At 69.8% G+C, this 24296-nt stretch carries 19 protein-coding genes and 1 tRNA gene; 3 read left to right on the top strand and 17 right to left on the bottom strand.

Annotation, left to right across the window (positions count from 1 at the left end; all coding sequences use genetic code 11):
- Positions 1-37: 37 nt before the first annotated feature.
- The gene (locus T8T98_RS10110) at positions 38-403 is read left to right on the top strand and encodes a RidA family protein (protein WP_251105274.1); all 366 of its coding nucleotides are present in this window, start codon (positions 38-40) and stop codon (positions 401-403) included.
- A gap of 120 nt (positions 404-523) precedes the next feature.
- Here T8T98_RS10110 and ggt read toward each other — a convergent pair whose 3' ends face one another.
- From ggt to T8T98_RS10045, 13 genes are all read right to left on the bottom strand, one after another.
- Positions 524-2287 carry a gamma-glutamyltransferase gene (gene ggt, locus T8T98_RS10105; protein WP_251105275.1) on the bottom strand — a complete coding sequence of 588 codons (1764 nt, stop codon included), beginning with the start codon at positions 2285-2287 and terminating at the stop codon, positions 524-526.
- A gap of 14 nt (positions 2288-2301) precedes the next feature.
- Positions 2302-2712 carry a VOC family protein gene (locus T8T98_RS10100; RefSeq protein ID WP_251105276.1) on the bottom strand — a complete coding sequence of 137 codons (411 nt, stop codon included), beginning with the start codon at positions 2710-2712 and terminating at the stop codon, positions 2302-2304.
- A 7-nt stretch (positions 2713-2719) separates the two neighbouring features.
- The gene (locus tag T8T98_RS10095; RefSeq protein ID WP_251105277.1) at positions 2720-3976 is read right to left on the bottom strand and encodes a dicarboxylate/amino acid:cation symporter; all 1257 of its coding nucleotides are present in this window, start codon (positions 3974-3976) and stop codon (positions 2720-2722) included.
- Between the two features lie 288 nt (positions 3977-4264).
- Entirely contained in the window at positions 4265-7345 is a 3081-nt protein-coding gene (locus tag T8T98_RS10090; RefSeq protein WP_251105278.1) for a TonB-dependent receptor domain-containing protein, read from the bottom strand.
- Between the two features lie 127 nt (positions 7346-7472).
- Entirely contained in the window at positions 7473-8372 is a 900-nt protein-coding gene (locus tag T8T98_RS10085) for a LysR family transcriptional regulator (RefSeq protein WP_160733191.1), read from the bottom strand.
- A 63-nt stretch (positions 8373-8435) separates the two neighbouring features.
- Positions 8436-8981, bottom strand: a complete 546-nt coding sequence (mobA, locus tag T8T98_RS10080) for a molybdenum cofactor guanylyltransferase (RefSeq protein ID WP_251105279.1) — start codon at positions 8979-8981, stop codon at positions 8436-8438.
- 4 nt (positions 8982-8985) lie between these two features.
- Positions 8986-10248 (bottom strand): molybdopterin molybdotransferase MoeA, encoded by a 1263-nt coding sequence (locus tag T8T98_RS10075; protein WP_251105280.1) that lies wholly within the window; start codon positions 10246-10248, stop codon positions 8986-8988.
- Positions 10245-11036, bottom strand: coding sequence for a uroporphyrinogen-III C-methyltransferase (gene cobA / locus T8T98_RS10070; RefSeq protein WP_251105281.1), 792 nt, complete (start codon positions 11034-11036; stop codon positions 10245-10247). The genes T8T98_RS10075 and cobA overlap by 4 nt, the downstream gene beginning before the upstream one ends.
- The gene (locus T8T98_RS10065) at positions 11033-13597 is read right to left on the bottom strand and encodes a nitrate reductase (protein ID WP_251105282.1); all 2565 of its coding nucleotides are present in this window, start codon (positions 13595-13597) and stop codon (positions 11033-11035) included. Before T8T98_RS10065 ends, cobA begins: the two co-directional genes overlap by 4 nt.
- A 6-nt stretch (positions 13598-13603) precedes the next feature.
- Positions 13604-13963 (bottom strand): nitrite reductase small subunit NirD, encoded by a 360-nt coding sequence (gene nirD / locus T8T98_RS10060; protein ID WP_160733252.1) that lies wholly within the window; start codon positions 13961-13963, stop codon positions 13604-13606.
- The gene (nirB, locus tag T8T98_RS10055; protein WP_251105283.1) at positions 13963-16449 is read right to left on the bottom strand and encodes a nitrite reductase large subunit NirB; all 2487 of its coding nucleotides are present in this window, start codon (positions 16447-16449) and stop codon (positions 13963-13965) included. Before nirB ends, nirD begins: the two co-directional genes overlap by 1 nt.
- 222 nt (positions 16450-16671) lie before the next feature.
- Positions 16672-17997 carry an alginate export family protein gene (locus T8T98_RS10050; protein WP_251105284.1) on the bottom strand — a complete coding sequence of 442 codons (1326 nt, stop codon included), beginning with the start codon at positions 17995-17997 and terminating at the stop codon, positions 16672-16674.
- Positions 17998-18082: 85 nt separating this feature from the next.
- Entirely contained in the window at positions 18083-19336 is a 1254-nt protein-coding gene (locus tag T8T98_RS10045) for a nitrate/nitrite transporter (protein WP_251105285.1), read from the bottom strand.
- 98 nt (positions 19337-19434) lie between these two features.
- Here T8T98_RS10045 and T8T98_RS10040 point away from each other — a divergent pair, with 98 nt between their 5' ends.
- Positions 19435-20928 carry a bifunctional protein-serine/threonine kinase/phosphatase gene (locus tag T8T98_RS10040; RefSeq protein WP_322295662.1) on the top strand — a complete coding sequence of 498 codons (1494 nt, stop codon included), beginning with the start codon at positions 19435-19437 and terminating at the stop codon, positions 20926-20928.
- A gap of 41 nt (positions 20929-20969) precedes the next feature.
- Positions 20970-21122 carry a hypothetical protein gene (locus T8T98_RS10035; RefSeq protein WP_322295661.1) on the top strand — a complete coding sequence of 51 codons (153 nt, stop codon included), beginning with the start codon at positions 20970-20972 and terminating at the stop codon, positions 21120-21122.
- Positions 21123-21355: 233 nt separating this feature from the next.
- On the opposite strand, the gene T8T98_RS10030 is transcribed toward T8T98_RS10035, so the two are convergent.
- From T8T98_RS10030 to yghU, 4 genes are all read right to left on the bottom strand, one after another.
- Positions 21356-22570, bottom strand: a complete 1215-nt coding sequence (locus T8T98_RS10030; protein ID WP_160733182.1) for an ABC transporter substrate-binding protein — start codon at positions 22568-22570, stop codon at positions 21356-21358.
- The gene (locus tag T8T98_RS10025) at positions 22567-23148 is read right to left on the bottom strand and encodes an ANTAR domain-containing response regulator (RefSeq protein WP_160733181.1); all 582 of its coding nucleotides are present in this window, start codon (positions 23146-23148) and stop codon (positions 22567-22569) included. Before T8T98_RS10025 ends, T8T98_RS10030 begins: the two co-directional genes overlap by 4 nt.
- Before the next feature lie 94 nt (positions 23149-23242).
- A tRNA-Gln gene (locus tag T8T98_RS10020) sits at positions 23243-23317 on the bottom strand.
- Positions 23318-23405: 88 nt separating this feature from the next.
- Entirely contained in the window at positions 23406-24251 is an 846-nt protein-coding gene (gene yghU, locus T8T98_RS10015) for a glutathione-dependent disulfide-bond oxidoreductase (protein WP_160733180.1), read from the bottom strand.
- Positions 24252-24296: the final 45 nt, after the last annotated feature.

Raw genomic sequence — 24296 nt, 5'->3', positions numbered from 1 at the left:
GGGCCGGTTTCGCTTCCAGCCACAGGAGATAGTTTCGATGAGCACCGACCAGCCCGCCCCTGCCGGCCCCCCGCTGAGCAAGACCCGCCGCGCAGGCCCCCTGCTGTTCGTTTCCGGCCAGCTGCCCCGCACCCCCGAAGGCGGAATGTGCCAAGGCACGATCGAGGAACAGACCGAGCAGGCGATCGCCAACCTGCGCGCCGTCCTGCAGGGCGAAGGGCTGGACCTGGCGGACGTGGTCAAGACGACGGTCTGGATCACCCGCGCCGAGCTTTCGGCCGGCATGAACGCGGCCTATGCCCGGCTTTTCCCGACGCCTTACCCGACGCGCTCGACCGTCGTCTCCGGCCTCGTCGCGCCGGCCGACGTGGAGATCGAGGCGATCGCCTTCGACCCGCGCTGACTTCCCGCCCGCACATCGAAAAGGCGCCGCCCGGCTGGACCGGACGGCGCCTTTTTCATGCCCGCTTGCCGGCCGGGGCCGCGGGCTGGCTCAGGCCAGGGCGGCTCAGGGCAGGGCGCCTCAGGGCAGCGCGGCCGGCCCTTCGCGGCTCTCGACAGCGAGGTTGCCGACGCCGGCCGCGCCCGAGCCCGGGCGGCGCGGGTCGGCCGCGCCGAGGACCTTGCCGCCTTCGAGCATGATGACCTGCGCGCTGCCGATCGTGTCGCGCACCTCGATCTCGTGGCCGAGCGACCGGAGCACGCGGACCGAATCGATGTTGAAGCCCGGCTCCAGCTCCAGTTCCGAGGGTTTCCAGTTCTGGTGCAGGCGCGGCGCGAACGTCGCCTCGGCCACGTTCATGTCGTGATCGGCGACGTTGAGGATGATCTGCAGCACGGTGTTGATGATCGTGCTGCCGCCGGGCGAGCCGACCACCAGGAACGGCTTGCCGTCGCGGAAGACGATCGTCGGCGTCATGCTCGACATCATGCGCTTGCCGGGCGCGATCTTGTTCATCTCGCTGTTGGAATAGGTCGCGCCGGGCACGTTCACGCGCAGCGAGAAGTTCTTGATCTGGTTGTCGAGCAGGAAGCCCGCGCCTTCCACCAGCGCGCCCGATCCGAACGAGGAGCCGAGCGTGTAGGTGTTGGAAACGACGTTGCCCTGCCGGTCGACGATCGAGAAATGGGTCGTGTCCGGGCTCTCGTAAGCGAGCGGATCGAACGGCGAGATCGCTTCGGGCGGGGTGCTGCCCTGGCGCGAGATCTGCTGCGCGCGGCGGGCCGCGTAGTCCTTCGAAATCAGCAGTTCGACCGGGTTGTCGACGAAATCGGGATCGCCCATCGACTTGCGCCGGTCGGCATAGGCGAGCTTCATCGTCTCGGCCAGGATATGGACGGTGGAGGCGCTGTTGTGCCCCATTTCCTTGAGGTTGAAGCGTTCCAGCATGTTCAGCATCTGGAGCAGGGCGACCCCGCCCGAGCTGGCCGGCGGCATCGTGACGACGTGGAGCCCGCGGTAATCGGTCGCGATCGGTTCGCGCAGCTTCGCCTCGTAGGCGGCGAGGTCGCTCATCGCGATCAGCCCGCCCTGCGCCTCCATGTCGGCGACGATCCGCCGCGCGATCTCGCCGCGGTAGAAATCGTCCGCGCCGACGGTGGCGATCCGTTCCAGCGTCCAGGCCAGTTCGGGCTGCTTCAGCGTCTCGCCGTACATGTAAGGGCTGCCGTCGGGCTTGAAGAACGTCGCGATCGCCGCGTCCGAGCTTGCCAGCCGCTTGCGGCCCCAGCGCAGCGCCTCCGACAGGTCGCGCGTGACGACGATCCCGTCGCGCGCCAGCTCCACCGCCGGGCGCACGACGTCTTCCCACGGCAGCGAACCCCAGCGCTCGTGCGCCAGCTTCATGCCCGCCACGGTGCCGGGAACGGCGGCGGCCATGTGGCCGTAGTCGGCGTTATCCTCGCGCCGGCCCTTGCGGTCGAGGAACAGCTTTGCCTCCGCCGCGGCGGGGGCGGCCGTGCGATAGTCGATCGCGACCGTGCGGTCCTCTTCCGCGAGGTAGACCAGCATGAAGCCGCCGCCGCCCAGGTTGCCCGCGCGCGGCAGGGTGACGGCGAGCGCGAAGGCGGTCGCGACCGCGGCATCGACGGCGTTGCCGCCCTGCGCGATGATCTGCGCGCCGATCCGGCTGGACAGCGCGTTCTGGCTGACCACCATGGCTTCGTCGTCGATCACCGGGTGGTGGATCGTGTCGTAGTCGAGCAGTTGCTGCGCGGCGAGCGGCGCCTGCACCACGGGCAGGCAGCAGACGGTGGCGGCCGCGAGCGCGGCGACGAAACGCTTCATCGGTTATCTCCCCCTCAGGTCGCGAAAAGGTGGTCCATGTCGCGAAAGGTCTTGAACTCCAGCGCGGTCCCGGCCGGATCGCGCACGAAGAAAGTGCCCTGTTCGCCCGGCTTGCCGGCGAAGCGGACGTAAGGCTCGATCACGAAGGGGACGCCGCGTTCGCGCAGCCGCTCGGCCAGCGCCTCCCACGCGTTCCAGTCCAGCACGACGCCGAAATGGAACGCGGGGACGGCGTGGCCGTCCACCGGGTTGGTCGGCGCGGCGCCTGCCGCATCGACCAGGTGGGCGGTGACCTGGTGCCCGAAGAGGTCGAAATCGACCCACCGTTCCGATTCGCGCCCCACTCGCGCGCCGATCGCATCGACCAGGAAGGCGCGGGTCGCGGCCAGGTCGGTGGTGGGGAAGGCGAGGTGGAACGGTTGCATCGGGTTCCTACTCCGTCGGCAGCGCGTTGTAGACGTCGCGGTCGATCTCGTCCTCCCACACGGCGACGACGGTCGCCACGGCCATGTCGCCGGTGATGTTGGCGACCGTGCGCATCATGTCGAGGATACGGTCGAACGGCAGGATGAAGCCGACGACGATGGCGGTCTGCGCCGCGCTCATCCCGATCACGTTCAGCACGGCGGCCATCAGGAACAGCGAGGCCGAGGGAACCGAGGCCGTGCCGACCGAGACAAGCGTGGTGGTGAGCCCGATCAGCAGGTAGTCGAACAGGTCGAGCGGGACGCCGAAGGCCTGCGCCGCGAAGATCGAGATCAGCGCGACGTAGAGCGCGGTGCCGTCCATGTTGATCGTCGCGCCCAGCGGCAGGACGGAGGACGCGACCGGCGGCTGGATGCCGAGGTTGTGCTCCGCCGCCGAGAGGCTGGCGGGCAGGGTGGCCGAGCTGGACGAGGTCGAATAGGCGACCAGCTGCGGTTCGCGCACCCCGCGGAAGAACGGCAGGACCGGCAGGCGGGCGAAGAACTTCACGATCGCCCCGTGCACGATCAGCATGTGCAGGAAACAGCCGAGATATACCGCCACCGCGAGCAGGAAGACGTTGAGGAACGTGCCCGGCCCCACGGTGCCCATGACCCAGGCGACCAGCGCGAAGACGCCGAAGGGGGCGAATTCCATCACGATGGCGGTCACCTTCAGCATCGTTTCCGATCCCGCCTCGAAGATCCGCGCCAGCGGCTGCCCGCGCTCGGCGGCCATGATCAGGCCGGCGCCGACCATGATCGCGAAGAAGATCACCGCCAGCACGTTGCCTTCGGCGAAGGCGGCGAAGGGGTTTTCGGGCACGATGCCCAGCAGGCGGTCGGCCAGCGATCCGGCCTCGTCCAGCGTCGTCGCCTCCGCGCCCGACAGGTCGATCCCGACGCCGGGGCGGAACAGCAGCGCCAGCCCGATCCCGATCACGATCGCCCCGAACGTGGTCATCAGGTAGAGCGCGATCGCCTTGCTCCCGATCGATCCGAGTCGCTTCGGGTCCTTCATCGCGATCACGCCCGAAACCAGCGTGACGAAGACGAGCGGCACGATCAGCATCCGGATCATGCGGATGAACAGGTCGCCGATCCAGCGGATCTGTTCGGCCGATTCGCCCAGCGCCAGCCCGGCGAGGGCGCCGAGGACGAGCGCGGCGAGAATGCGTTTCCACAGGACGATGGCAAACCATCGGCTGGCGAGCGAGCGTATCATTTAAAAGTCCTCCCGGGGGCGCTGCGCAATTGTGGTGCGACCGGCCAGCGCACCGGTCGCGGATGCGTTATCGAGCGCCGGAACCGCGTTGACAAACAGGAAGTTCGCTCCCTGTGGAAGAGCTTGCGGCGCAGCGGGTGCCCGAACCGCGATCGCGGCCGCCGCGCCCGGCGTCGCGCGGGCGGCCGCCCGGCCGCCGCGACCGGCCCCGCCGGGGCCGTTCCCGCGGGGAACGGCCGGTGGCGGGATCGCGGCCCGGCTGCCGGTGCGCGCCGCGCCGGCACGCGGTCAGAACCGCTTGCGGATCGAGCCGTACCAGTAACGGCCCCGGCTGGAGTGCAGCGAACCCAGGTAGCCGAAGCTGCTGTCGGCCAGCGGCGGGGCCTCGTTGGTGATGTTGCGCACGCCCAGCCGCAGGCGGGTGTTGTCGAGCGGCCCCTCGTCGAACGTGTACTGGACGTAGACGTTGGCATAGGCCCAGTCGTCGACGACGAACTGCGTCCCGTCGCTCAGCGTCGCGCCGGTGTCCTTCACCGAGCTGACATAGCGCCCGAACACGCCGGCACCGAAGTTGCCCATGCGCCAGGTGAGCGAGCTCGACAGGCGCCAGCGCGGGTTGCCGTCCTGCCGCAGCAGGCCTTCCGCGCCGTCCACGACGAAGCCCTGCGAGATCTCGCCCGCGGCCTGCGCGTCGATGATCTCCTGCGCCTCGGGCGAAGGCTCCTGGTCGAAGCGGAGCAGGTGCGCCGCGTTGACGTTGAGCGAGAAGTCGCCGATCGCCGTGTCGTCCAGCTCGTAGTGGACGGTGAAGTCGATCCCCTCGATCCGGCGCGGCAGCAGGTTCAGGTAGTTGTCGAGCACGCGCACGATCTCGCCCACCGGCTCCAGCCCGGTGCCGGCGAAGTTGTCGATGTCTTCCTGCGTCGGCGCGTCGCGCACCACCGCCGGGTTGGACGAACCGCGCACGCGCAGCAGGTAGTCGTAGGCGATCTGGTTGTCGTCGCCGAAGATGCCGACCACGTCGGTCTGGTTGATGCGCCAGTAATCGACCGTCGCGGTGATCTGGCCGAAGCGGCCGTTGGCGATGTTCGGCTGCAGGACGACGCCGAGTGAGTAGGAGTTGTTCTCCTCCGGCCCCAGCTCGCTGGAACCCTGGCGTTCGCTGACGACCGACTGCGAGCGGCCGCAATCGTCGATCGTGTCGATCCGCCCGGCGCGGATATCCGCCTCGCAGCGGACGTAGTCGAGCCGGCCGTTGCTGCGTTCGAGGCCGTTCTCGTTGATCTGCACGAGGTTGGGCGCGCGGAACCCTTCGGAGTAGGAGCCGCGGAACTTCAGCCAAGGGAAGACGGTCCAGGCCGCCGCCACCTTGGGCTTCAGGATCTCGCCAACGTCGGAATAGCTTTCGAAACGGGCCGCGGCCTGCACTTCGAACGCCTCGACCAGCGGCACGTCCATGAACGGGCTGATCACCGGGATCGCGAACTCGAGGTAGGCAGAGGCCACGTCGCGATCGCCCGAGGAATCGGGGGTCGCGCTCGATCCGAGCAGGTCGTTGGTGTGGAACTCGCCCGAAACCGGGTTGGTGAAGGTGATCGTGCCGTCGAGCCGGTCGTCGCGATCGTCCTTGAACGCCTCGTACCGGTACTCCGCGCCGAAGGCGACGCCGACGTCGCCGGCCGGCAGGGCCAGCAGGTCGGGGCGCGAGACGCGCAGGTCCCACATGCCCAGCTGGCTCTTGTTCGTGCGATAGGCATCGACCGTGATCGCATCGATGATCGCCTGGTCGTTGGGTGTGCCGTCGCCGTTCGGGAAATCGGCCAGGTTGCCGCCGTTGAAGACGTTGTAGGCCATCGGCGTTTCAAGCGCGAGCGACTGCTGCAGCAAGGTGTTGCTGATGCGGTTCGACTTGTCCTCGGTCGTCGCTTCGGACCAGACGAACGCCGATTCCCAGTTCCACCCCTCGACTTCGCCGCGAAGGCCGGCGAGCAGGCGGTAATTGGTGTTCTTGACCTCGATCACTTCCGGTCCGGCATCGACGAAGCGGTAATCGTTGAGGATCATCGCCACGCCTTCGTCCGGGATGTTGAGCCCCGGCAGGCGGTTCGGGTTCTCGCTGCCGTCGGAAAAGTGCGTCGGCCCGAACGGGTTCCAGTAATTGTTCGCCGGAACGATGATGTCGACCGCGTTGAGCGGGGCGTCGGCCTCGCGGTGGGTCTTGTAGTCGGACAGGTAGAGGCCGGCTTCGGCGAAGACTTCCAGCCCGCTGTCGAACTCGTGGTTGGCGAACAGGAAGCCGTTGAACCGCTGGGTATCGCCGACGATCCAGCGATCGTTGGCGGTGTTGTAGCGGTAGAGGCGGTCTTCCTCGCTGTTGGAGTTCTGGGTCGAGTTGTCGGCGCACAGGCCGTTGCCCAGGTCCGCGACGCAGCCGGCGATCGTGTCGGGCTGGATATGCCAGTAATCGCTGGGCGAGGTGATCGCGTTGCCGTTCTGGCGCACGGTCGCGGTATAGTCGTAGAGCTGGAATTCGCCGAAGGGCGAGTTGGTCGAACGGTTGTCGAAATCGGTGTCGCCTTCGAACGGCGTGCCCTCGACGAACCGGCGGATGTCGTAGCTGCGCGAATATTCGCGGTCGCTCGCCGGCATACCTTCGCGGTTCAGGAAGTTGGCGAACAGCGAGATATTGGTCCGCCCCTGGTTGAAGGTGCGGCCCATCGCCAGCTCGGCATCGAACTCGCGCAGCGAGGTGCCTTCGGAGCCGCCGTATTGCACTTCGGCGGTGACGCCGTCGAAATTGTCGCGCAGCACGGTGTTGACCACGCCGCCGACCGCGTCGGTGCCGTAGATCGCGGCCGCGCCGTCGCGCAGGACCTCCAGCCGGCGGACGCCGGCGACGGGGATCGCGTTGGCGTTGACCGAGGTGACCGGGACCAGGTTCTCGGTCTGGTAGCCCGGGTGCAGGACCATGCGCCGGCCGTTGAGCAGGACCAGCGTGTTGCCGGTGCCGAGCGAGCGCAGGTTGATCGAGGCCACGTCGCCGCGCGCATCGTTGATCCCGCCGGTCGTGCGCTGTTCGTTGAAGCCGACGTCGCCGGCCTGCGGGATCGCGCGGAACAGCTCGTCGCCCGAAGACGCGGCGATGGCGTCGATATTGTCGGTGTCGAGCACGGTCACCGGCAGGGTGTCGGTGATCTTCGAACCCTTGATCTGCGAGCCGACGACCACGATTTCGGCCGGCTCTTCGGGCGCGGCCTCCTGCGGTTCGCCCACGCCGATCGGCGCGGGCTGGGCGAGAGCGGGCGAGGCGAGACCGGCGGTGCCGGCCATGAAGAATGCGCGCAGCAACATGCGCCGAGAGCGTGTCATGAACTTCCCCCCTTGGAAGATGCGTGGGTGTATGGCCAATTCGGCCTATGTCACTTTTGTGGCACCGGCGGCTTTGCGAAGACAAGGACGCTGCGGGATTAACACTTCGCTGCGCTATAGCCTGCGGTTATGCGCGCGGATCGGGCTTTGCGCCCAGCGTTTCCTCCACCGTGTCGAGAAAACCGGTCAGCAGCTCGGCCGCCGGGTTGTCGCGCAGGAAGTAGGCCGAAACCGGCGAGACGACCGGCTTGCGGAACGGGTAGAAGCCGACGTCGGCGCCCGGCATGGAGCGGGCGGTGAACTCGTCCACCACGGTCAGGCCCACGCCCCGCTGCACGAGGGCGAGCGCGACGTAATAGGTGCGCGCGGTGACGACTTCGCGCGGGGTTATGCCCAGGCGGTCGATCTCGTCCAGCAGGACCGCGCCCGAAGGGCCGCTGTCGCGCAGGCCGATGAAGTCGCGCCCGTCGAGGTCCTCGAAATCGACCACCCCGCCCGCGGGGACGAAATCGGCCTTGCGCGCGGCGACGAGCAGCTCGATCTCGCCCACCTGGCGCACGGCCAGGCGCGACTTTGCCGCGCTGCCGTATCCGATCGCGAGGTCCAGCTCGCGCTCGTGCAGCGAGCTGGCGATGTCGCGCGAATGAAGCGTGTCGAGCTCGAAGCTGACGTCGGGGTGTTCGTCGCGCAGCCGCGCGATCGCCTCCGGGATGACGCCGAAGCCGAGCGAGGGCAGCAGGCCCAGGCGGATATGGCCCCCGCGGCGCGCGCCGATGTTCTTGGCCGTCTGGCGCAGCGAGCGGACCTGGCGATAGACCTCGTCCACTTCGCCGAACAGCTCGTGCGCCGCCTCGGTCGGCTCCAGCCGCCCCTTGTTCCGCCGGAAGAGGGGATAGCCGAGCTGGTCCTCCGCATGGCGCAGGACCTTGCTGACCGAAGGCTGGGACACGTTCAGTTCCTGCGCCGCGCCGGTGACCGACCCGGTCCGGTAAACGGCATAGAACACTTCGATATGGCGCAATCGCATCGCGCCCCTCTATCGGGCAATCGGGCGCGCAGCAATGCGGGGGCGCGGGCGGGGCCGGGGCGATCAGGGCGATGCGCCACTGGTTCTTCGCCGCGCCTCGGCCAGGTCGCCCGGGCGATTGATGTTCACCGGCGCCGTCTCGCATGGGATGCGGACCGCCCCGGTCGCGTCGATCCAGGAACGGAACGAGCGCCCGCCCCCGGCCAGGTGATCGACCAGCGGATCGGCCAGGCCGGCCGGCCAGAACCCCGCCGCGTGCTGGCCGTCGAGGACCGCGGGCGCGTGGTGGCCGAGCCGCCGGGCGAGGTCGTCGGGCAGGGGGTGGAGGTCCACCGGCACGCACAGCACGCCGTCAAACCCCTCATGGCGCGCACATGACAGCGCCGCGGCGAGGCCGCCCAGTGGGCCCAGGCCCGGGCGCGGGACATCGGCCAGCGCGCGCAGGGCAGGGTGGGCGCGGCCGCAGACGACGACCGCGCCCACCTGCCGGGCCAGCGAGCTTGCGGCATGGTCCAGCAGGTTGCGCCCCCCGATCGTCGCCGCCGCCTTGTCGCTGCCGAAACGCCGCGATCGCCCGCCGGCCAGGATCGCACCGAGAACCGCCGTCACCGGGTCAGATCCGAAGCGCCTCGACCGTCGTGCCGGCCGGCGCCGGAAGGGCGCCGGGCGCGCGGCGCACGAGGTGGGTGGCGAGCGCGATCGCGCGCTGGCCCGATGCGTCCTGCCGCTGCGCGAGCGAAACGTGGCCGTTTGCGAACGTCGCGAGCAGGAAGGCTTCTCGCGGGCCGTTGGCGGGAATGGCGCGTGCCAGGGGCAGGGCGGTCCATGCCTCTTCCCGGGCGGCGTCGCGTCCCGAAAGGCGCCCGATCAACGGTTGCAGGAACAGCCGCGCGACCGTCAGCGCCGCGGTGGGATTGCCCGGCAGCCCCACGATCGGGCGGCCGTCCAGCTGCGCGCACCATACCGGCTTGCCCGGCTTCATGGCGACCCCCGCGAAGATTGTCTGCGCCCCCGCTTCGGCCGCGCCCTGGCGTGCGAAATCGCGATCCCCGCGCGATGCGCCGCCCGTGATGACGACGGCGTCGGCCCGCTGCGTTTCGCCGCGCGGGCCGAGGTGGGCGGCCAGGGCGCGTTCGATCGCGCCCCGTTCGTCGGGCAGGTGGCAGATTGCCGCGGGGGCCGCGCCGGCCGCGGCGATCATGGCGGCGAGCGCGGGCGTCACGCTGTCGGGAATGCCGTTCGCGCCGGACAGCGCCGACCCCGTGCCCGGCAATTCGTCCCCCGTGGCCAGGATCGCCACCCGCGGCCGGCGGCGGACGACGACCGCGTCGGCGGCAGAGGCCACTGCGGTTACGAGGGCCGCCGGCGTCAGTTGCATCCCGGCTGCCAGCACGGCCTCGCCGGCCGCGAAATCCGACGCTCGCCGCCTGACGTGGGGCTTGTCGCCGGGGGCGACGGCGAGGGCGACCGTGGACCCCGAGCGCACGGCCCGTTCGTCGATCACCACTTGCGCGGCGTTGGCGGGCAGCGGCGCCCCGGTCGTCACCCGGCAGGCGCCGCCGGGGGGTAGCGGCGGCGGGGGCGGCCCGCCCGGCAGCGAGCGCCCCTCTACCCGGAAGATCCGCCGGGGGCCCGGCGTGGCGGCCGCGATCGCGAACCCGTCCATGGCCGCCAGATCGCGGACGGGCGTGTCGCGGGCGGCCAGGACCGACTCGGCAAGGACCCGGCCCGCTGCTTGTTCCGGACGGATCCGTTCCATCCCGTCGACCGGCCCGAAGGTGTCGAGCAGCGCGCGCGCTGCCGCGAAGGACAGGGCGGGCGGGGCGCAGCCGGAAGGGGCGCGCCGGTCGGTGCAGAGAGGGGCGGGTACCGTCACGCGGCACCCGCCGTCAGCGCGCGCGCGCTCCCACGATCGGGAGCTGCCGCCGGCTCGCGGGCGTAGTCGAGTGCCGGCCCCACCAGGATCACGGCCGGGCCTTCGCCCAGCACGGACCGGGCGGCGATCGGCAGCAGGTCGAGCCGGCTGTCGAACCGCCGCTCGTCAGGGAGGCTGGCATTTTCCACCAGGGCAACGGGGGTCGCCGGGTCCAGGCCGGCGGCGATCAGGCGGCGCGCAATGCGACCGGCCATTGCCTTGCCCATGTAGATCGCCAGCGTGGCCCCGGGGTCGGCCAGCGCCTGCCAGTCGACGTCCGCCGCATCGCCGGCGCAGGCATGGGCGGTCACGAAAGTCAGCGCCCGGGCCTGCCCCCGCAGCGTCAGCGGGGTGCCGAGGCTCGCCGCGGCGGACGAGGCCGCGGTGATGCCCGGGCATATGCGGACGGGGACACCGGCGGCGCGGCAGGCGGCGAGCTCTTCCGCCGTGCGCGCGAAGACCGCGGGGTCGCCGCCCTTGAGCCGCACGACGCGTTGCCCGGCCCGCGCGGCGGCCACGATCATCCGGTCGATCCGCGCCTGGCTCTGCGAATGGCGGCCGGCGCGCTTGCCCACCGGAACCAGCCGCGCACCCGGGCGGGCGAGGGCGAGGACGCCGGGTCCGACGAGCGCGTCGTGGAAGACCACGTCGGCGCCGGAGAGCAGCCGCTCCGCCTTGCGTGTCAGCAGCTCCGGATCGCCGGGGCCTGCGCCGACCAGCCATACGGTGCGCGGTTCGAAGTCGGTCATTCGGCAGGCTCCATTGTCGGGCGGGATTCCAGCATCCGGGCGATCACCGGGCGGCAGCTGCCGCAATTCGTCCCCGCCTTGGTCGCGGCACCGACGGCGGCGGTGTCGCACGCGCCGGCGGCGATCGCGGCGGCGACCTGCCGCTCGCCGACGTCGTGGCACAGGCAGACCAGCGGCCCCTTGTCCGGCGCGGGAGCGGCCGATCGCCCGGCGAGCCATTCGGCGCCCGATCCGGGCATGCCGAGTTGCTCCGCGATCCATTCGCGCGCGGGCAGGGTGCCGCTGCGGGTGACGAACAGCGCCGCGGCCAGGCCCCCTCCCTCGTCCGGCACGGCAATTCGCCGCATCCCGCGCTCACGGTCGGCCACTTCGATCCGCGGGCCGGCCGGTAGCAGGGCGTCGCAATCGACGGCGCCGAACCCGGCCAACTCGGTCAGCCATCCACGGGCGACCCGCGAGCGGACCCAGTAGGGGGCCTGCGGGGTCACGGTCCGGCGCGAGACGAGGAAGGCGCGCCAGTCCGGCTCGACCCGTGCGAGGCGGGCGGGCGTGTTCTTGAACCCGGGCTGGCCGGAATGGGGATCGGTCGCAGGCTGGGCCAGCTTCCCGGTCCGTCCGCCCCCGGCCAGCATGTCGGTCCAGTGCATCGGGACGAAGATCTCCCCCGGCCGCTGGCCCTCGCTGGTCGCGACGCGGAACAGCTGGGCGCCGAACGGCGTCTCGACCCGGGCGAGCCCGCCGTCGAGGAGCCGGCGGCGGCGGGCATCGGCCGGATGGACCTCGACGACCGGTTCGCGCCGGTGATGCGCGAGCCGGGGGCTGAGGCCGGTGCGGGTCATAGTGTGCCACTGATCGCGGTAGCGGCCGGTGTTGAGCCGGAGCGGGAAATCGGGATCGGGCGACCGGGCCGCAGGGGGGCTGACGGCGACGATCCGCGCCTTGCCGTCGGCCGTCGGAAACCGGCGCGCGAGCGGGTGCGGCCCGCCCCACTGGAACGGCTGCATCCGTTCGTATTCGCAATCGCTGCACCCGGCCCATTCGGCCAGGTCCAGGTGCTTTCCGTGCTCGCGTGCGAGCCGGGTCATCGCCGCATATTCCCGGAACACCTCGGCCGGCGACGACCATGCGAAGGATTCGCCCCAGCCCATGCGCGCGGCGACATCGGCGACGATCCGCCAGTCGGCCCGGGCTTCGCCGGGCGCGGGAAAGAGCCGGCGCTGGCGGCTGACGCGCCGTTCCGAATTGGTGACCGTGCCGTCCTTCTCCCCCCAGGCCAGCGCCGGCAGGCGGACATGGGCCAGGCGCGCCGTGTCGGTCTGCGCGATCACGTCCGACACGACGACGTGGGGACAGCGTGCCAGCGCTTCGCGCACGAAACCGGCATCGGGCATCGAGACGGCGGGATTGGTCGCCATGATCCACACGAACCTGACCTTGCCCGAATGGACCGCACGAAACAGGTCCACCGCCTTCAGGCCCGGCTCGCGGCAGAGCCGGTCGGTGCCCCAGAACCGCGCGACCGAGGCGCGTTCTTCGGCGGAGAAGCCCAGGTGGCAGGCAAGCGTGCTGGCCAGCCCGCCGACCTCGCGGCCGCCCATGGCGTTCGGCTGCCCGGTGATCGAGAAAGGCCCCGCGCCGGGGCGGTTGATGCGGCCGGTGGCGAGGTGGAGGTTGATGATCGCATTGCCCTTGTCGGTGCCGCCGACCGACTGGTTTGCGCCCTGGCTGAACATCGTGATCGCGCGCGGGCTCGCGGCGAACAGGTCGGCGAGCCGTGCGAAAAGGGCGCGATCGATCGCCGGATCGTGATTGAGATCGTCCCAGAAGCCCGGCGGCACCGAACAGGCATCGCGCAGGAAGGCGTCGTCGAGCGCGCCCCGGCGGGCCATCTCGGCAAGCAGCGCGGTGAACAGCGCCGTGTCGCCGTCGGGCGCGAGCGGGATGTGGAGGTCTGCCCGCTCGGCGGTTTCCGTCCGTCGCGGGTCGATCACCACCAGTTTCGTGCCGCGTCGTTCGCGCGCCGCCTCCATCGCTTGCCACACGACCGGATGGCACCAGGCGGTGTTCGACCCGACCAGCAGGATCAGGTCGGCCGCGGCGATATCGTCGTAGGAGCAGGGGACGACGTCTTCACCCCAGGCGCGGTTGTGGGCGGCGACCGCGCTGGCCATGCACAGGCGCGAATTGGTGTCGATGTTGGCGCTGCCGACAAAGCCCTTCATCAGCTTGTTGGTGACGTAGTAGTCTTCGGTCAGCAACTGGCCGGAAACATAGAAGGCCACGCTGTCCGGCCCGTGACGTTCGATGCAGGCGCGCATGCGCGAGGCCACCTGGCCAAGCGCCTCGTTCCACGAGACGCGCGCCTCCCCGACCATCGGGTGCAGCAGGCGCCCGTCGAGCCCGACGGTCTCGCCCAGGTGCGTGCCTTTCGAACACAGCCGGCCGCGATTGGCCGGATGATCGGGGTCGCCGGCGATCGCGACCGAACGGGTGCCGTCCACTTCCGCGCGGATCCCGCAGCCGACGCCGCAATAGGCACAGGTCGTGCGGATCGCGCCCATCGGCGATCAGGCCGCCCGCGGCCCGGCCGCCCCGCGCGGGGCCACCACGGCTTCGCGCAGGAGGAACAGGCGGCCGCCGTCGATCTTGAGCGGGATGGTCGGGGTGCAACCGCTGTCGTCCCCCAACGCCGCCCCCGTGCTCAGCGAGATGCGCCAGTTGTGCAGCGGGCAGGTCACGCTGTCGCCGTGGACGATTCCCTGGCTAAGCGGCCCCTGCCGGTGGGGGCAGCTGTTGACCAGCGCGTAGAAGCGCCCGTTCACGGTGTGGAAGACCGCAATCTCCTCCCCGCCTTCGACCGGCAGGGTGGCGGCCATTCCCGGTTCGATCTGCGTAGTCGGACCGATATCGAGCCACTTGCCGGGCATCATGCGTACTCCGTTTCCATCGGCCGGACCGTGGCCAGGTGCCGGTGCAGGTCGGCCCGCTCGCCCGCGGCGCGCCTGGCCCAGGGATCGTCCTGCATGAACTGTTGCGAATAGCGGAAGCGGCGGGCCAGGCGCCCGACCCGTTCGGGATCGTCGAACATCTGCGCCTTGATCCAGTCCAGCCCCTTGCGCTCGAGCCAGGGGGCCGTCCGTTCGAGATAATGCGCATCCTCGCGGTAGAGCTGGATGAAGGCGGCGCAGTGCTCCATCGCCTCCTCCTCGGTCTCGACCTTGCACAGCAGGTCCGTGGCGCGGACCTTGATCCCGCCATTGCCGCCCACATGCAGCTCGTATCCGCTGTCGACGCAGACCACGCCGAAATCCTTGATCGTCGCCTCGGCGCAATTGCGCGGGCAACCGCTGACGGCGATCTTGAACTTGTGCGGCATCCAGCTGCCCCAGGTCATCTGCTCGATCTTGATGCCGAGGCCGGTCGAATCCTGCGTGCCGAAGCGGCACCATTCGCTGCCGACGCAGGTTTTCACCGTGCGCAGCGACTTGCCATAGGCGTGGCCGGACACCATGCCCGCGGCATTGAGGTCGGCCCAGACCGCGGGCAGGTCTTCCTTGCGAATGCCGAAGATGTCGAGGCGCTGGCCGCCGGTGACCTTGACCATGCGGGCATCGTATTTCTCGACCACGTCGGCAATCGCGCGCAGTTCCTTCGGACTGGTCACACCGCCCCACATGCGCGGAACGACGGAATAGGTGCCGTCCTTCTGGATATTGGCGTGGAGGCGCTCATTGACGAAGCGGCTCTTCTGGTCGTCCTCATACTCGCCGGGCCAGGCGCAGAGCAGGTAGTAGTTCAGCGCAGGGCGGCAGGAGGAGCAGCCATCCGGCGTGGTCCAGTGCAGCTCCTGCATGACCTGCGGCATTTCCTTGAGCTGCTTCTCCACGATCAGGCGGCGCACGTCGTCATGCGTGAAGCTGGTGCACTTGCACATGCTGGCGGGGCCGCTCTCGACTTCGCCGCCCAGCGTCAGCGACAGCAGGCTTTCGACGAGACCGGTGCACGAACCGCAGCTCGCGCTGGCCTTGCACTGCGAGCGCACCGCATCGAGGCTGTGCGCGCCATCATTGATGCACTGGACGACCTTGCTCTTTGATACGCCGTTGCAGCCGCAGATTTCTGCGTCGTCCGAAAGGGCGGCAACGGCGGCATTAGGGTCCGCAAGGGCACCCCCGCTGGCAAAGGCCTGGCCGAAGATCAGCCCTTCGCGGATATCGGAGACATCCTCTTCCTTCTTCAGGAGATCGAAGTACCAGTTGCCGTCGGCCGTATCGCCATAAAGCACGGCACCGATCAGCCTGTTTTCCTTGAGAACCACGCGCTTGTAGACGCCGCGCGCAGCATCGCGCATCACGATGTCCTCGCAATCGTCGCCTCCGGAGAAATCGCCGGCAGAGAACAGGTCGATCCCCGATACTTTCAGCTTGGTCGAGGTGACCGAACCGGCATAGCCGGTGGGTGCGTCGGTCAGGTGATCGGCCAGCGAGCGGCACATTTCCCAAAGCGGCGCGACGAGACCGTAGCAGGCACCGCGATGCTGCACGCATTCGCCCACGGCCAGGATGTCCGGGTCCGAGGTGACCATGTGATCGTCCACCACGATGCCGCGCTCGCATTCGAGACCGGCGGACTTGGCAAGGCCGGTGGACGGCTTGATGCCTGCCGCCATGACCACGATGTCCGCCTTCACGCGGGTCCCGTCTTCCAGCTCGATCCCGGCGACATGGCCCTCGATGCCGTGAATAACCTTGGTGTTGGCACCGGTCAGGATCGTCTGGCCACGCTTTTCCAGTTCCTGCCGCAGCAAATAGCCTGCCGCTTCGTCGAGCTGGCGTTCCATCAGCGTGGGCATGAGGTGAACGACGGTGACCTTCATGCCGCGCAGCGAGAGGCCATGCGCAGCCTCCAGACCCAGCAGGCCACCGCCGATCACCACGGCATCGCCGCCCTTCTCCGCCGCAGCGAGCATCTTGTCGACATCGTCGAGATCGCGGAAGGTGATGACGCCCGCAAGGTCGTTGCCCGGAATGGGAATGATGAACGGGTCCGAACCGGTTGCGATCAGCAGCTTGTCATAGGGTTCGACCCGTCCAGACTGGCTGAGTACCGTCTTGGCCGCGCGGTCGATATGGCTGACAGGGTCCCCGCTCACCAGTTCGATATCGTTCTCGGCATACCATTCGGCGCTGTTGATCACGATCTCGTCGAAGGTCTTCTCGCCCGCGAGCACCGGGGAGAGCATGATGCGGTTGTAGTTCACCCGCGGCTCGGCTCCGAAGATGGTAATGTCGTAGCGATCGCCGTCGCGTTCGAGAATTTCCTCGACCGCCCGGCAGCCCGCCATGCCGTTGCCGATGACGACCAGCTTCTCGCGGGCCGAGACCATGTCTTCCATCCGGGTCTGTGCGTTCATCTCTGCCTCCGCGGGGCCGGACCCCGATCACGCACGCAAAAAAGCCGCCAAGCCCGGCCCGAAGGCGAGACTGGCGGCGTCATTGCCACGTTTTGCGTCTTTTCGTTCGAAAGCGGCCGTGGTCGTCCGGCGTTGGACGGGCCCGCTTGTCGGCGTGGAGCCGAGGGTAACCGATTGCCGGCGCCCCTCGCAAGGCCTTTTCGCATGGCGGTGCGGGGGCTGTCAGAACGCATATTCGGCCTGCAACCAGAACTTGCGCGTGTCCGCGCCGAAATCGCGTGCGTCGTAGTGGGCATATTTCGCCAGCAGGGCCACCGGCCCGAGGCGGGTGCCCAGCGACAGGTTCCATTCCTGTCCGTAGGCGATATCCGCGTAATCGCTGTCGAACCGGTGATAGGCGATCTGTGCGTCGATCGCGGTCTCTCCGTCCGCCCCGCCGAACCGCGCGGACAGCCGGACGTGGCGGTCGCGCAGGCCGGCCGGCGGCGTGGCCAGGAACATGTCCGCCCAGCCGTTGAAGGCATGAAGCGTGGCGAGCGGTGTCTGGAACGCGGCGACCCCCTCGTCGCTGCCGAGCTTCTCGTAACCGGCGGCGAGCGTGAACGGCCCGCTCGCCGCGGCCACTTCGGCGTCGACGTAGTCAGCGCGATAGGCGACCGGGCCGGACCCGTGATCCGACTGCACGGCGTAGCCGGCGCGGTATCGCAGCTCCAGCGGGCCCAGCGCGGTCGCGCCGCTGGCAATGGCGCCGTACGTCTGGCTGGAGAAGGCCGGACGCAGGTCGTAGTCGACGAGATAGGCGAAGGCCCGGCCTTCGAACGGCCCCCGGCGGACAGTGCCGCTGGCGAGCCAGAAATCGCCGTCGTGGCTCTCGCCGGGGCTGTAGGCGCCGAAGATCGTGCGCTGGGCGGCTGCATAGGCGAAGTCGATCGCGACCGGGCCGATTGCGGCCTCGCCCCGCACGGCGTCGAACGTCTGTTCATTCTGCCGCCATCCGACGTTGCCGACGAACCGGGCATTGCCGTGCACGATCCGCTGCCGGCCGACGGTGACCGTCGCCGGGCCGCCCCGCCACGATAGTTGCGCCCGGTTCAGTTCCAGCGTCTCGGGGTCGGCGATCACGGGGAAAGGCTCGGCGCCGTTGCCGGGCAGCGTGTCGTTGTATCCGTCGGCGAGCGCGGCCGTGCCTTCGCCCTCTACCAGCAGCGACAGGCCGCCGCGGCGCGCCTCCAGCCCGAACCGGGCGCGCAGGGTCACGGCTTCCGCGTGGCGGTCCGCCCCTTCCGACGCGACCCCTTCGTAGCGCAGGCGAGCCGTGAACAGGGGCGCGAGGCGCCAGGCATCCGGGGTGTGGACGGCAGGGGCGGGTGTTCCGCCCGCCTGCCGCGGCGCCCTGTCGGCCCCGGACGCCGCGACGTGCGCCGCGGCGTCCGGGGCGGCGTCCGGCGCGGCATCTTGTGCCGCGTCCCGCGCCGCGAGAGGCGCGGGGGCGATAGCGGAGGACGCCGTGGCGGCAGCGAACAGGATCGGGCGGTGGTGGAATCTCATCGTGGTTCTCCCCATGCGGGCCCGCCGGCATCCTCTCCCGCCGGGGCGGGCCGCTCGCGGGCCCGTCCCCGGTCCTGCCCGGGCGTCAGATGCGAACGCCCTGGACGGCGGCGCCCCACGTCGTGCGCCAGCGGCCCTTGACCGCCGTCAGCCCGACCAGCGCGACCAGCGCGATCGCGGCGAAGACGAGGAACCCCAGCTGGGGGCTCCCGGCATGCTGCTTGGCCAGGCCGAGCGAGCTGGCCAGAAAGAAGCCGCCGATCCCGCCGCCACAGCCCACCAGCCCGGTCATGACGCCGATTTCCTTGCGGAAGCGCTGGGGGACGAGCTGGAAGACCGCGCCGTTGCCGGTCCCGAACGAGAGCATGGCGATCACGAAGAGACCGAGGGCGAGTGCCAGCGAACCCGGCCCGGTGCTGATCGCCACCAGCGCGCCGCCGGCGATGACATAGACCGCGGTGAGCGTCCGGATTCCCCCGAAGCGATCGGCCAGCCCGCCGCCCAGGGGCCGCACCAGCGATCCGGCGAAGACGCACCCGGCGGTGCAGTATCCGGCCTGCACGGCGGTAAGGCCGAACTGGTCGACGAAATAGATCGAGAGCGAGGCGGCGAGCCCCACGAAGCCGCCGAACGTCACGCCGTAGAACAGCATGAACCACCACGCGTCGCGGTCGCCGAGCGGCTCGAGATAGGCCGAGAGCCGCATGGGGGCCGGCTGTTCGGGCGAATCCTTCGCCATTGCGAGATAGAGCGCAAGGACGATTGCGAGCGGGATGCAGGCCAGGCCGAGAACGCCGGTCCAGCCGGCGAGCAGGGCCAGCCCGGGGGCGAAGAGCGAGGCGATGACAGTGCCCGAATTGCCCATGCCCGCGACACCCATGGCCTTGCCCTGGTGTTCGGGCGGATACCAGCGGCTGGCCAACGGCAGCGCGACGGCGAAGCTCGCCCCGGCAAAGCCGAGTACCAGGCCCAGCGCGATCGTGGCGGCGAACGATCCGACGCCCAGCAGCCATGCCGCCAGCAGGCCGGCGATGACGATCACCTGCCCGATCGCGCCGGTCTTCTTGGGTCCGATCCGGTCGCCGAGGAAACCCATCGGGATGCGCAGCAGCGCCCCGGCCAGCGTCGGCACGGCGACCATGAACCCCTTCTGCGCCGCGTTCAGGCCCAGGTCTTCCGCGACCAGTGGCGCCAGCGGGCCGAGTATGACCCAGACCATGAAGGCGAGGTCGAAATAGAGGAAGGCGGCGACGAGCGTGGGCCAGTGGCCCGATTGCCAGAAACCTGCCTTGCCCGTTCGCGGGGAAGGGCTGTCCGGAGGAGCGAAACTTGCCATCATGCTGTCCTTTCGATGCTTGACGTCGGGCCCCGGCGGGGGAAGCTCGTGCGGGCGGGTGCAGCGTGCACGCGCACGCGGAGGGCGGGGGGAAGCCAGCAATGCAGAATTGGAACGAACTGGTCCTCGCCGTGGGATTCGCCAGCGACGCCGGCCCGCGCGAGCGGAACGAGGATTTCGGCGCGGCCTATCTCGGTACGGCCCTGGAACGCGCACGCCACGGCGCAGTGGCGGCCGTGGCCGACGGGGTGAGCGAGGGGCGGGGCGGCCGTCAGGCGGCCGAACTGGCGGTCAGGGCCCTGATCGACGGGTTCTATGCCGTGCCCGAAACGCTCGGTGCCGGGCGGGCGATGCAGGTGCCACTGGCAGCCTACAACCGCTGGCTGCATTCGCAGGGCCGCGGCGAGGCCATGCGCGGTGGGGCCACGACTTTCACCGCGATGGCCCTCCGCGGCCGGCGGGCGGACATCGTCCACGTCGGCGACAGCCGCGCCTGGCGCTTCGCCGGCGACCGGCTGGTGCAACTGACGAGCGACCACGTCCGGCCGGAACCGGACCTCAACCATGTCCTGATCCGGGCGATCGGCCTCGAGCCGGAACTGCGCCTCGACCACCTGCCGATCGAGCTGGCGGAACACGATCGCCTGGTCCTGACGACCGACGGCATCCACGCCCCGCTGGGGGAGCGGCGCATTGCCGCGGTCCTGGCCGCGAACGGTTCGGCCGAAGCGGCGGCGCAGGCGCTGGTCCGCGAGGCCTTGCGCGCCGGCGGGCGCGACAATGCCACGGCGATCGTGGTCGACGTCGTGCGGCTCCCTCCGCCGGACTACGATTTCGTGCTCGCCGGGATCGAGGACCTGCCGGCGGTCGCCGTTCCCCGCCCGGGCGCCACGATCGACGGCTTCCGGATCGACAGGGTGATCAGCGAGGGGCGCTATGCCGTGCTCCTGGCCGGGTGGGACGGCGAGGCCGGGGAATCGGTGGCGCTGAAGTTTCCCCGACCCGGCGCGCTGGCCGACCGTGCCATTCGCATGGCCTTTGCCCGCGAGATGCTGATCGCGCGGCGGGTGGACAGCCCGTTCCTCGCCGCCTCGCACCCGGTGCGGCCGGGGCGCCAGACCGCGCTCTACGGGGTCCAGCCCCTGCTGGAAGGGGATACGCTGGAAACGCGCCTCGCGCAGGGGACACTGCCGCTCGCCGGCGCGCTCGACCACGCGATCCAGCTGACCCGGGCGGTGGCGGCGCTGCACCGGCTGGAGATCGTCCATCGCGACATCAAGCCGGACAACTGCATCCTCACCGCGCAAGGCCTGAAGCTGATCGATCTCGGCGTGGCGCGCCTCCCGCGGGTGGAGGACTTTCGCGGCGACGAGATACCGGGCACGCCCGGATACATGGCGCCCGAACAGTTTGCCGGGCACGGCGGCGACGCCCAGACGGATATCTTCGCGCTCGGCGTGACGCTCTACCGCCTGTTCGCGGGCACCTGGCCGTTCGGCGAGCAGGAGGCTTTCCAGCGCCCGCGGTTCGCCCGCCCGCTCCCGCCCTCGCGCCACCGCCCGGATATCCCAGCTGGCTCGACGACGCGATCCTGACGGCCATCGCACCCCGGCGGGAGGACCGTTTCGACGATGCCGTGGGGCTCCTGCGCCGGCTCGAAGGCGGCGGTGCCGTCCCGCGCGGCGTCCCGCGCCACGTGCCCCTGGCCCAGCGCGACCCCGTCCGGTTCTGGCAGGCCGTCAGCGCCGTCCTCGCGGCTGCGCTGGTCCTGGCCCTGGTACTGCGCTGAACGCACCGGTCGTTCCCCCGTCTGCCGTGGGCGCACGCAAAAAAGCCGCCTCGGACCCGGTCTGGCGACCGGATACGGGCGGCGACGTTGCCACGCGCTGTCTGCAATAGGACTGGCCGGCCGCATGACCATCCGCCAATGGATGGCAAGCCGGCAATCGCCCGCATGGTAAGCGCACCCGGGGGCGCTTGCCAAGCCTCTTTTCGCAATTGCAGCATCGGGGCTTGCCGGCGCTAGCGCGGCAAGGCGGCGAAATAGCTTTCCATATCGTCGGGATCGAACGTGCGCCCGTCGAAAAAGCGGTTCGATTTCAGGACCATGGCGCCCTGTTGCGCGGTTACAGCCGTCGGCCGGTCGAGGCTCCCCTCGACTTTCGAACTAGCGCCCGGCAGGGCATCTTCGCTGCCGATCAGCGCGTGCCGGTAGATGTCGGGGCGAAAGACCCGGCCGGCAATTCGCGCCTCCTGCGCGTCGAAGGGCGTGTCGTCGCCGAGCGCCATCTGGGTGTAGAGCCACTGTGCCTGGCTGACCCAGGGGAAGTTGGCCGCTTCGGCATACTGGAACATGAAATCGGGGAAGTGGGTCGGGGCCGCCCCGCGCGCGAGCACGAGCCGGTCCGAAATCGCCCGCAGCACCAGCTCGCTATCGGCATCGAGATAGGCGGGGGCCGCCAGGATTCGCGCGTTTTCCTGCCAGTTGGCAGGGTCCACGAAATGGCGCCCGGCCGCCCGCATCGCGCGGATCAGCGCCTCCGCTGCGTCGCGCCGACGGTCGAGCACGGTTTCGCGCAGGGCAAGGACCTTTTCCACCCCGCGGCGCCAGATCTGGGCCGTCGCGAGGACGATTTCGCCCACCCCGCGGGTCACGGCCACGCTGTTCCACGGCTCCCCGACGCAGGCCCCGTCGATTTCGCCAGCCGCGATCGCATCGGACACGAACGGTGGAGGAACGGTCACGATTTCCACCTCGCGATCGGGCCGGATGCCGCAGGCCGCCAGCCAGTAACGCAGCATGTAGTTGTGGCTGGAATAGCGATGGACCACGCCGAACCGCAGCGGCTTTCCGGCGGTGCGGCGTTCCCCCGCGAGGTCCGCCAGGCGCGCGCCCACCTGCACGGGGTCGCCCAGGGCCCCGTTCCCGGCCGCCACGCGCGGCGCGAGCGCGCTGGAAAGCGTGATCGCGTTGCCGTTGAGGCCGAGGACGAAAGGCGCGGCAAGCGGGGTTGCCGGGCGTCCGCGGCCCAGCGTCGTCGCGATCGCCAGCGGCGCCAGGAGATGGGCGGCATCGGTATGGCCGTAGAGGAGGCGGTCAAGCACGGTCGCCCACGACACGTCGCGCACGAAGGCCAGTTCCAGCCCTTCCTGTGCGGCGAAGCCATGTTCGTGCGCGAGGATCGGCAGGCAGGCATCGACAAGGGGCATGAAGCCGATCGTCATGCGTTCGCTCATGCAGGGCCTCCCATCAGTTCGTGTGCGGTGACGACGGCCTCGGCGATCTCGACGATGCGCTTGTTCGAATCCATCGCCTTGCGCCGCAGCTCGGCATAAGCCTGCGGCTCGCTCAGCCCGCGGCCGTCCATCAGGAGGCGCTTCGCGCGGTCGATCGTTTCCCGCTCGGCCAGCTTGCCCTGGGCTTCGGCCAGTTCGTCCTGCAGCCGGGCGAAGGCGTTGAAGCGGCGCACGGCGAGATCCAGCAGGGGACGAATGCGGCTGGCGGCCAGCCCGTCGACGACATAGGCGGAAACGCCGGCGTCGATCGACGCGGCAATCGCGTCGTCGTCGCTTTCATCGACGAACATCGCGATCGGGCGGGCGAGGGCGCGGCTGACGGCGAAGTATTCCTCCAGCACGTCGCGCGACGGGTTGCCGAGATCCATCAGGACGATATCGGGATCGAACTCCGCGATCCGGGCGAGCAGCCCGGCCCGCTCGGTCAGGCGCACGACGCGAGCGCCGGGGACGCCGGCCAGACCCTCCTCGATGATCGAGGCGCGCGCCGCGCTTTCGTCGATGACCGCGATCCGCATGGGCCGTTTGTGCATTGCAACACGCGCAGGCACAAGAACCTATCCGCGTCCGTGCGTGCTGCCGGCGGCCCGCAGGGGTGCAAGGGGGAAGGGCTGGCTGGGGTGGCAGGATTCGAACCTGCGCATGGCGGTACCAAAAACCGCTGCCTTACCACTTGGCTACACCCCATCAGGCGCGGGTCCGCCGTGGCGGAACCCGCGCCCCTATAGCGAAGGGCGCGCCAATGTGAAGGGGGCGATCGGCGGGCCCGGCGCGGTTACAGCGTCTTGCCGTCGAAATCGGCGGCGGAGTGGCGTTCGCGCAGCTGTTCACCCTCTTCGCCCCAGGTCCGGTTGACGATCCGGCCGCGGCGGACCGCCGGGCGCCCGGCGATCCGGTTCACCCACCGTTCGACGTGCTCGTACTCGTGGATCGAGAGGAACTTGCGCGCCTCGCCGTAGATCGTGCCCTGCACGAAGGGGGCGAACCACGGGAAAGTCGCGATGTCGGCGACGGTGTAGTCGTCGCCGCCCAGGTATTCGCTTTCGCCAAGGCGCCGGTTGGCGACGTCGAACAGCCGCTTCGTCTCCATCGCGTAGCGGTTGATCGGATATTCGTACTTTTCCGGCGCATAGGCATAGAAATGGCCGAAGCCGCCGCCGATGAAAGGCGCGCTGCCGACTTGCCAGAACAGCCAGCTCAGCACTTCGGCGCGGTTCGCGCCGGTCGGCAGGAAGGCGCCGAACTTCTCTGCCAGGTGGACCAGGATCGCGCCGCTTTCGAACACGCGCACCGGCTCCGGCCCGCTGCGGTCGAGCAGGGCGGGGATCTTCGAATTGGGATTGAGCCCGACGAAGCCGCTGGTGAACTGGTCGCCTTCGGAAATGTCGACGTGCCAGGCATCGTATTCGGCCGCGTGCCCGGCCTCGAGCAGCTCCTCCAGCATGATCGACGCCTTCACCCCGTTGGGCGTGGCGAGCGAATAGAGCTGGAAGGGATGGTCGCCGGCCGGCAGGTCGCGCTCTTCGCGCGCGCCGGCGGTCGGCCGGTTGATATTGGCGAACTTGCCGCCGCTTTCGGTGTTGGTCCAGACTTCGGGCGGGGTATAGGTCGGATCGGCCAAGGCGGGTCTCCTGATATCTAGCTGCGGCCCAAGGTGGTGGCGGTT

The sequence above is a fragment of the Pelagerythrobacter marinus genome (assembly GCF_034375205.1).
Classification (GTDB): Bacteria; Pseudomonadota; Alphaproteobacteria; order Sphingomonadales; family Sphingomonadaceae; genus Pelagerythrobacter; species Pelagerythrobacter marinus.
This window is presented reverse-complemented; position numbering and strand designations above follow the sequence as displayed.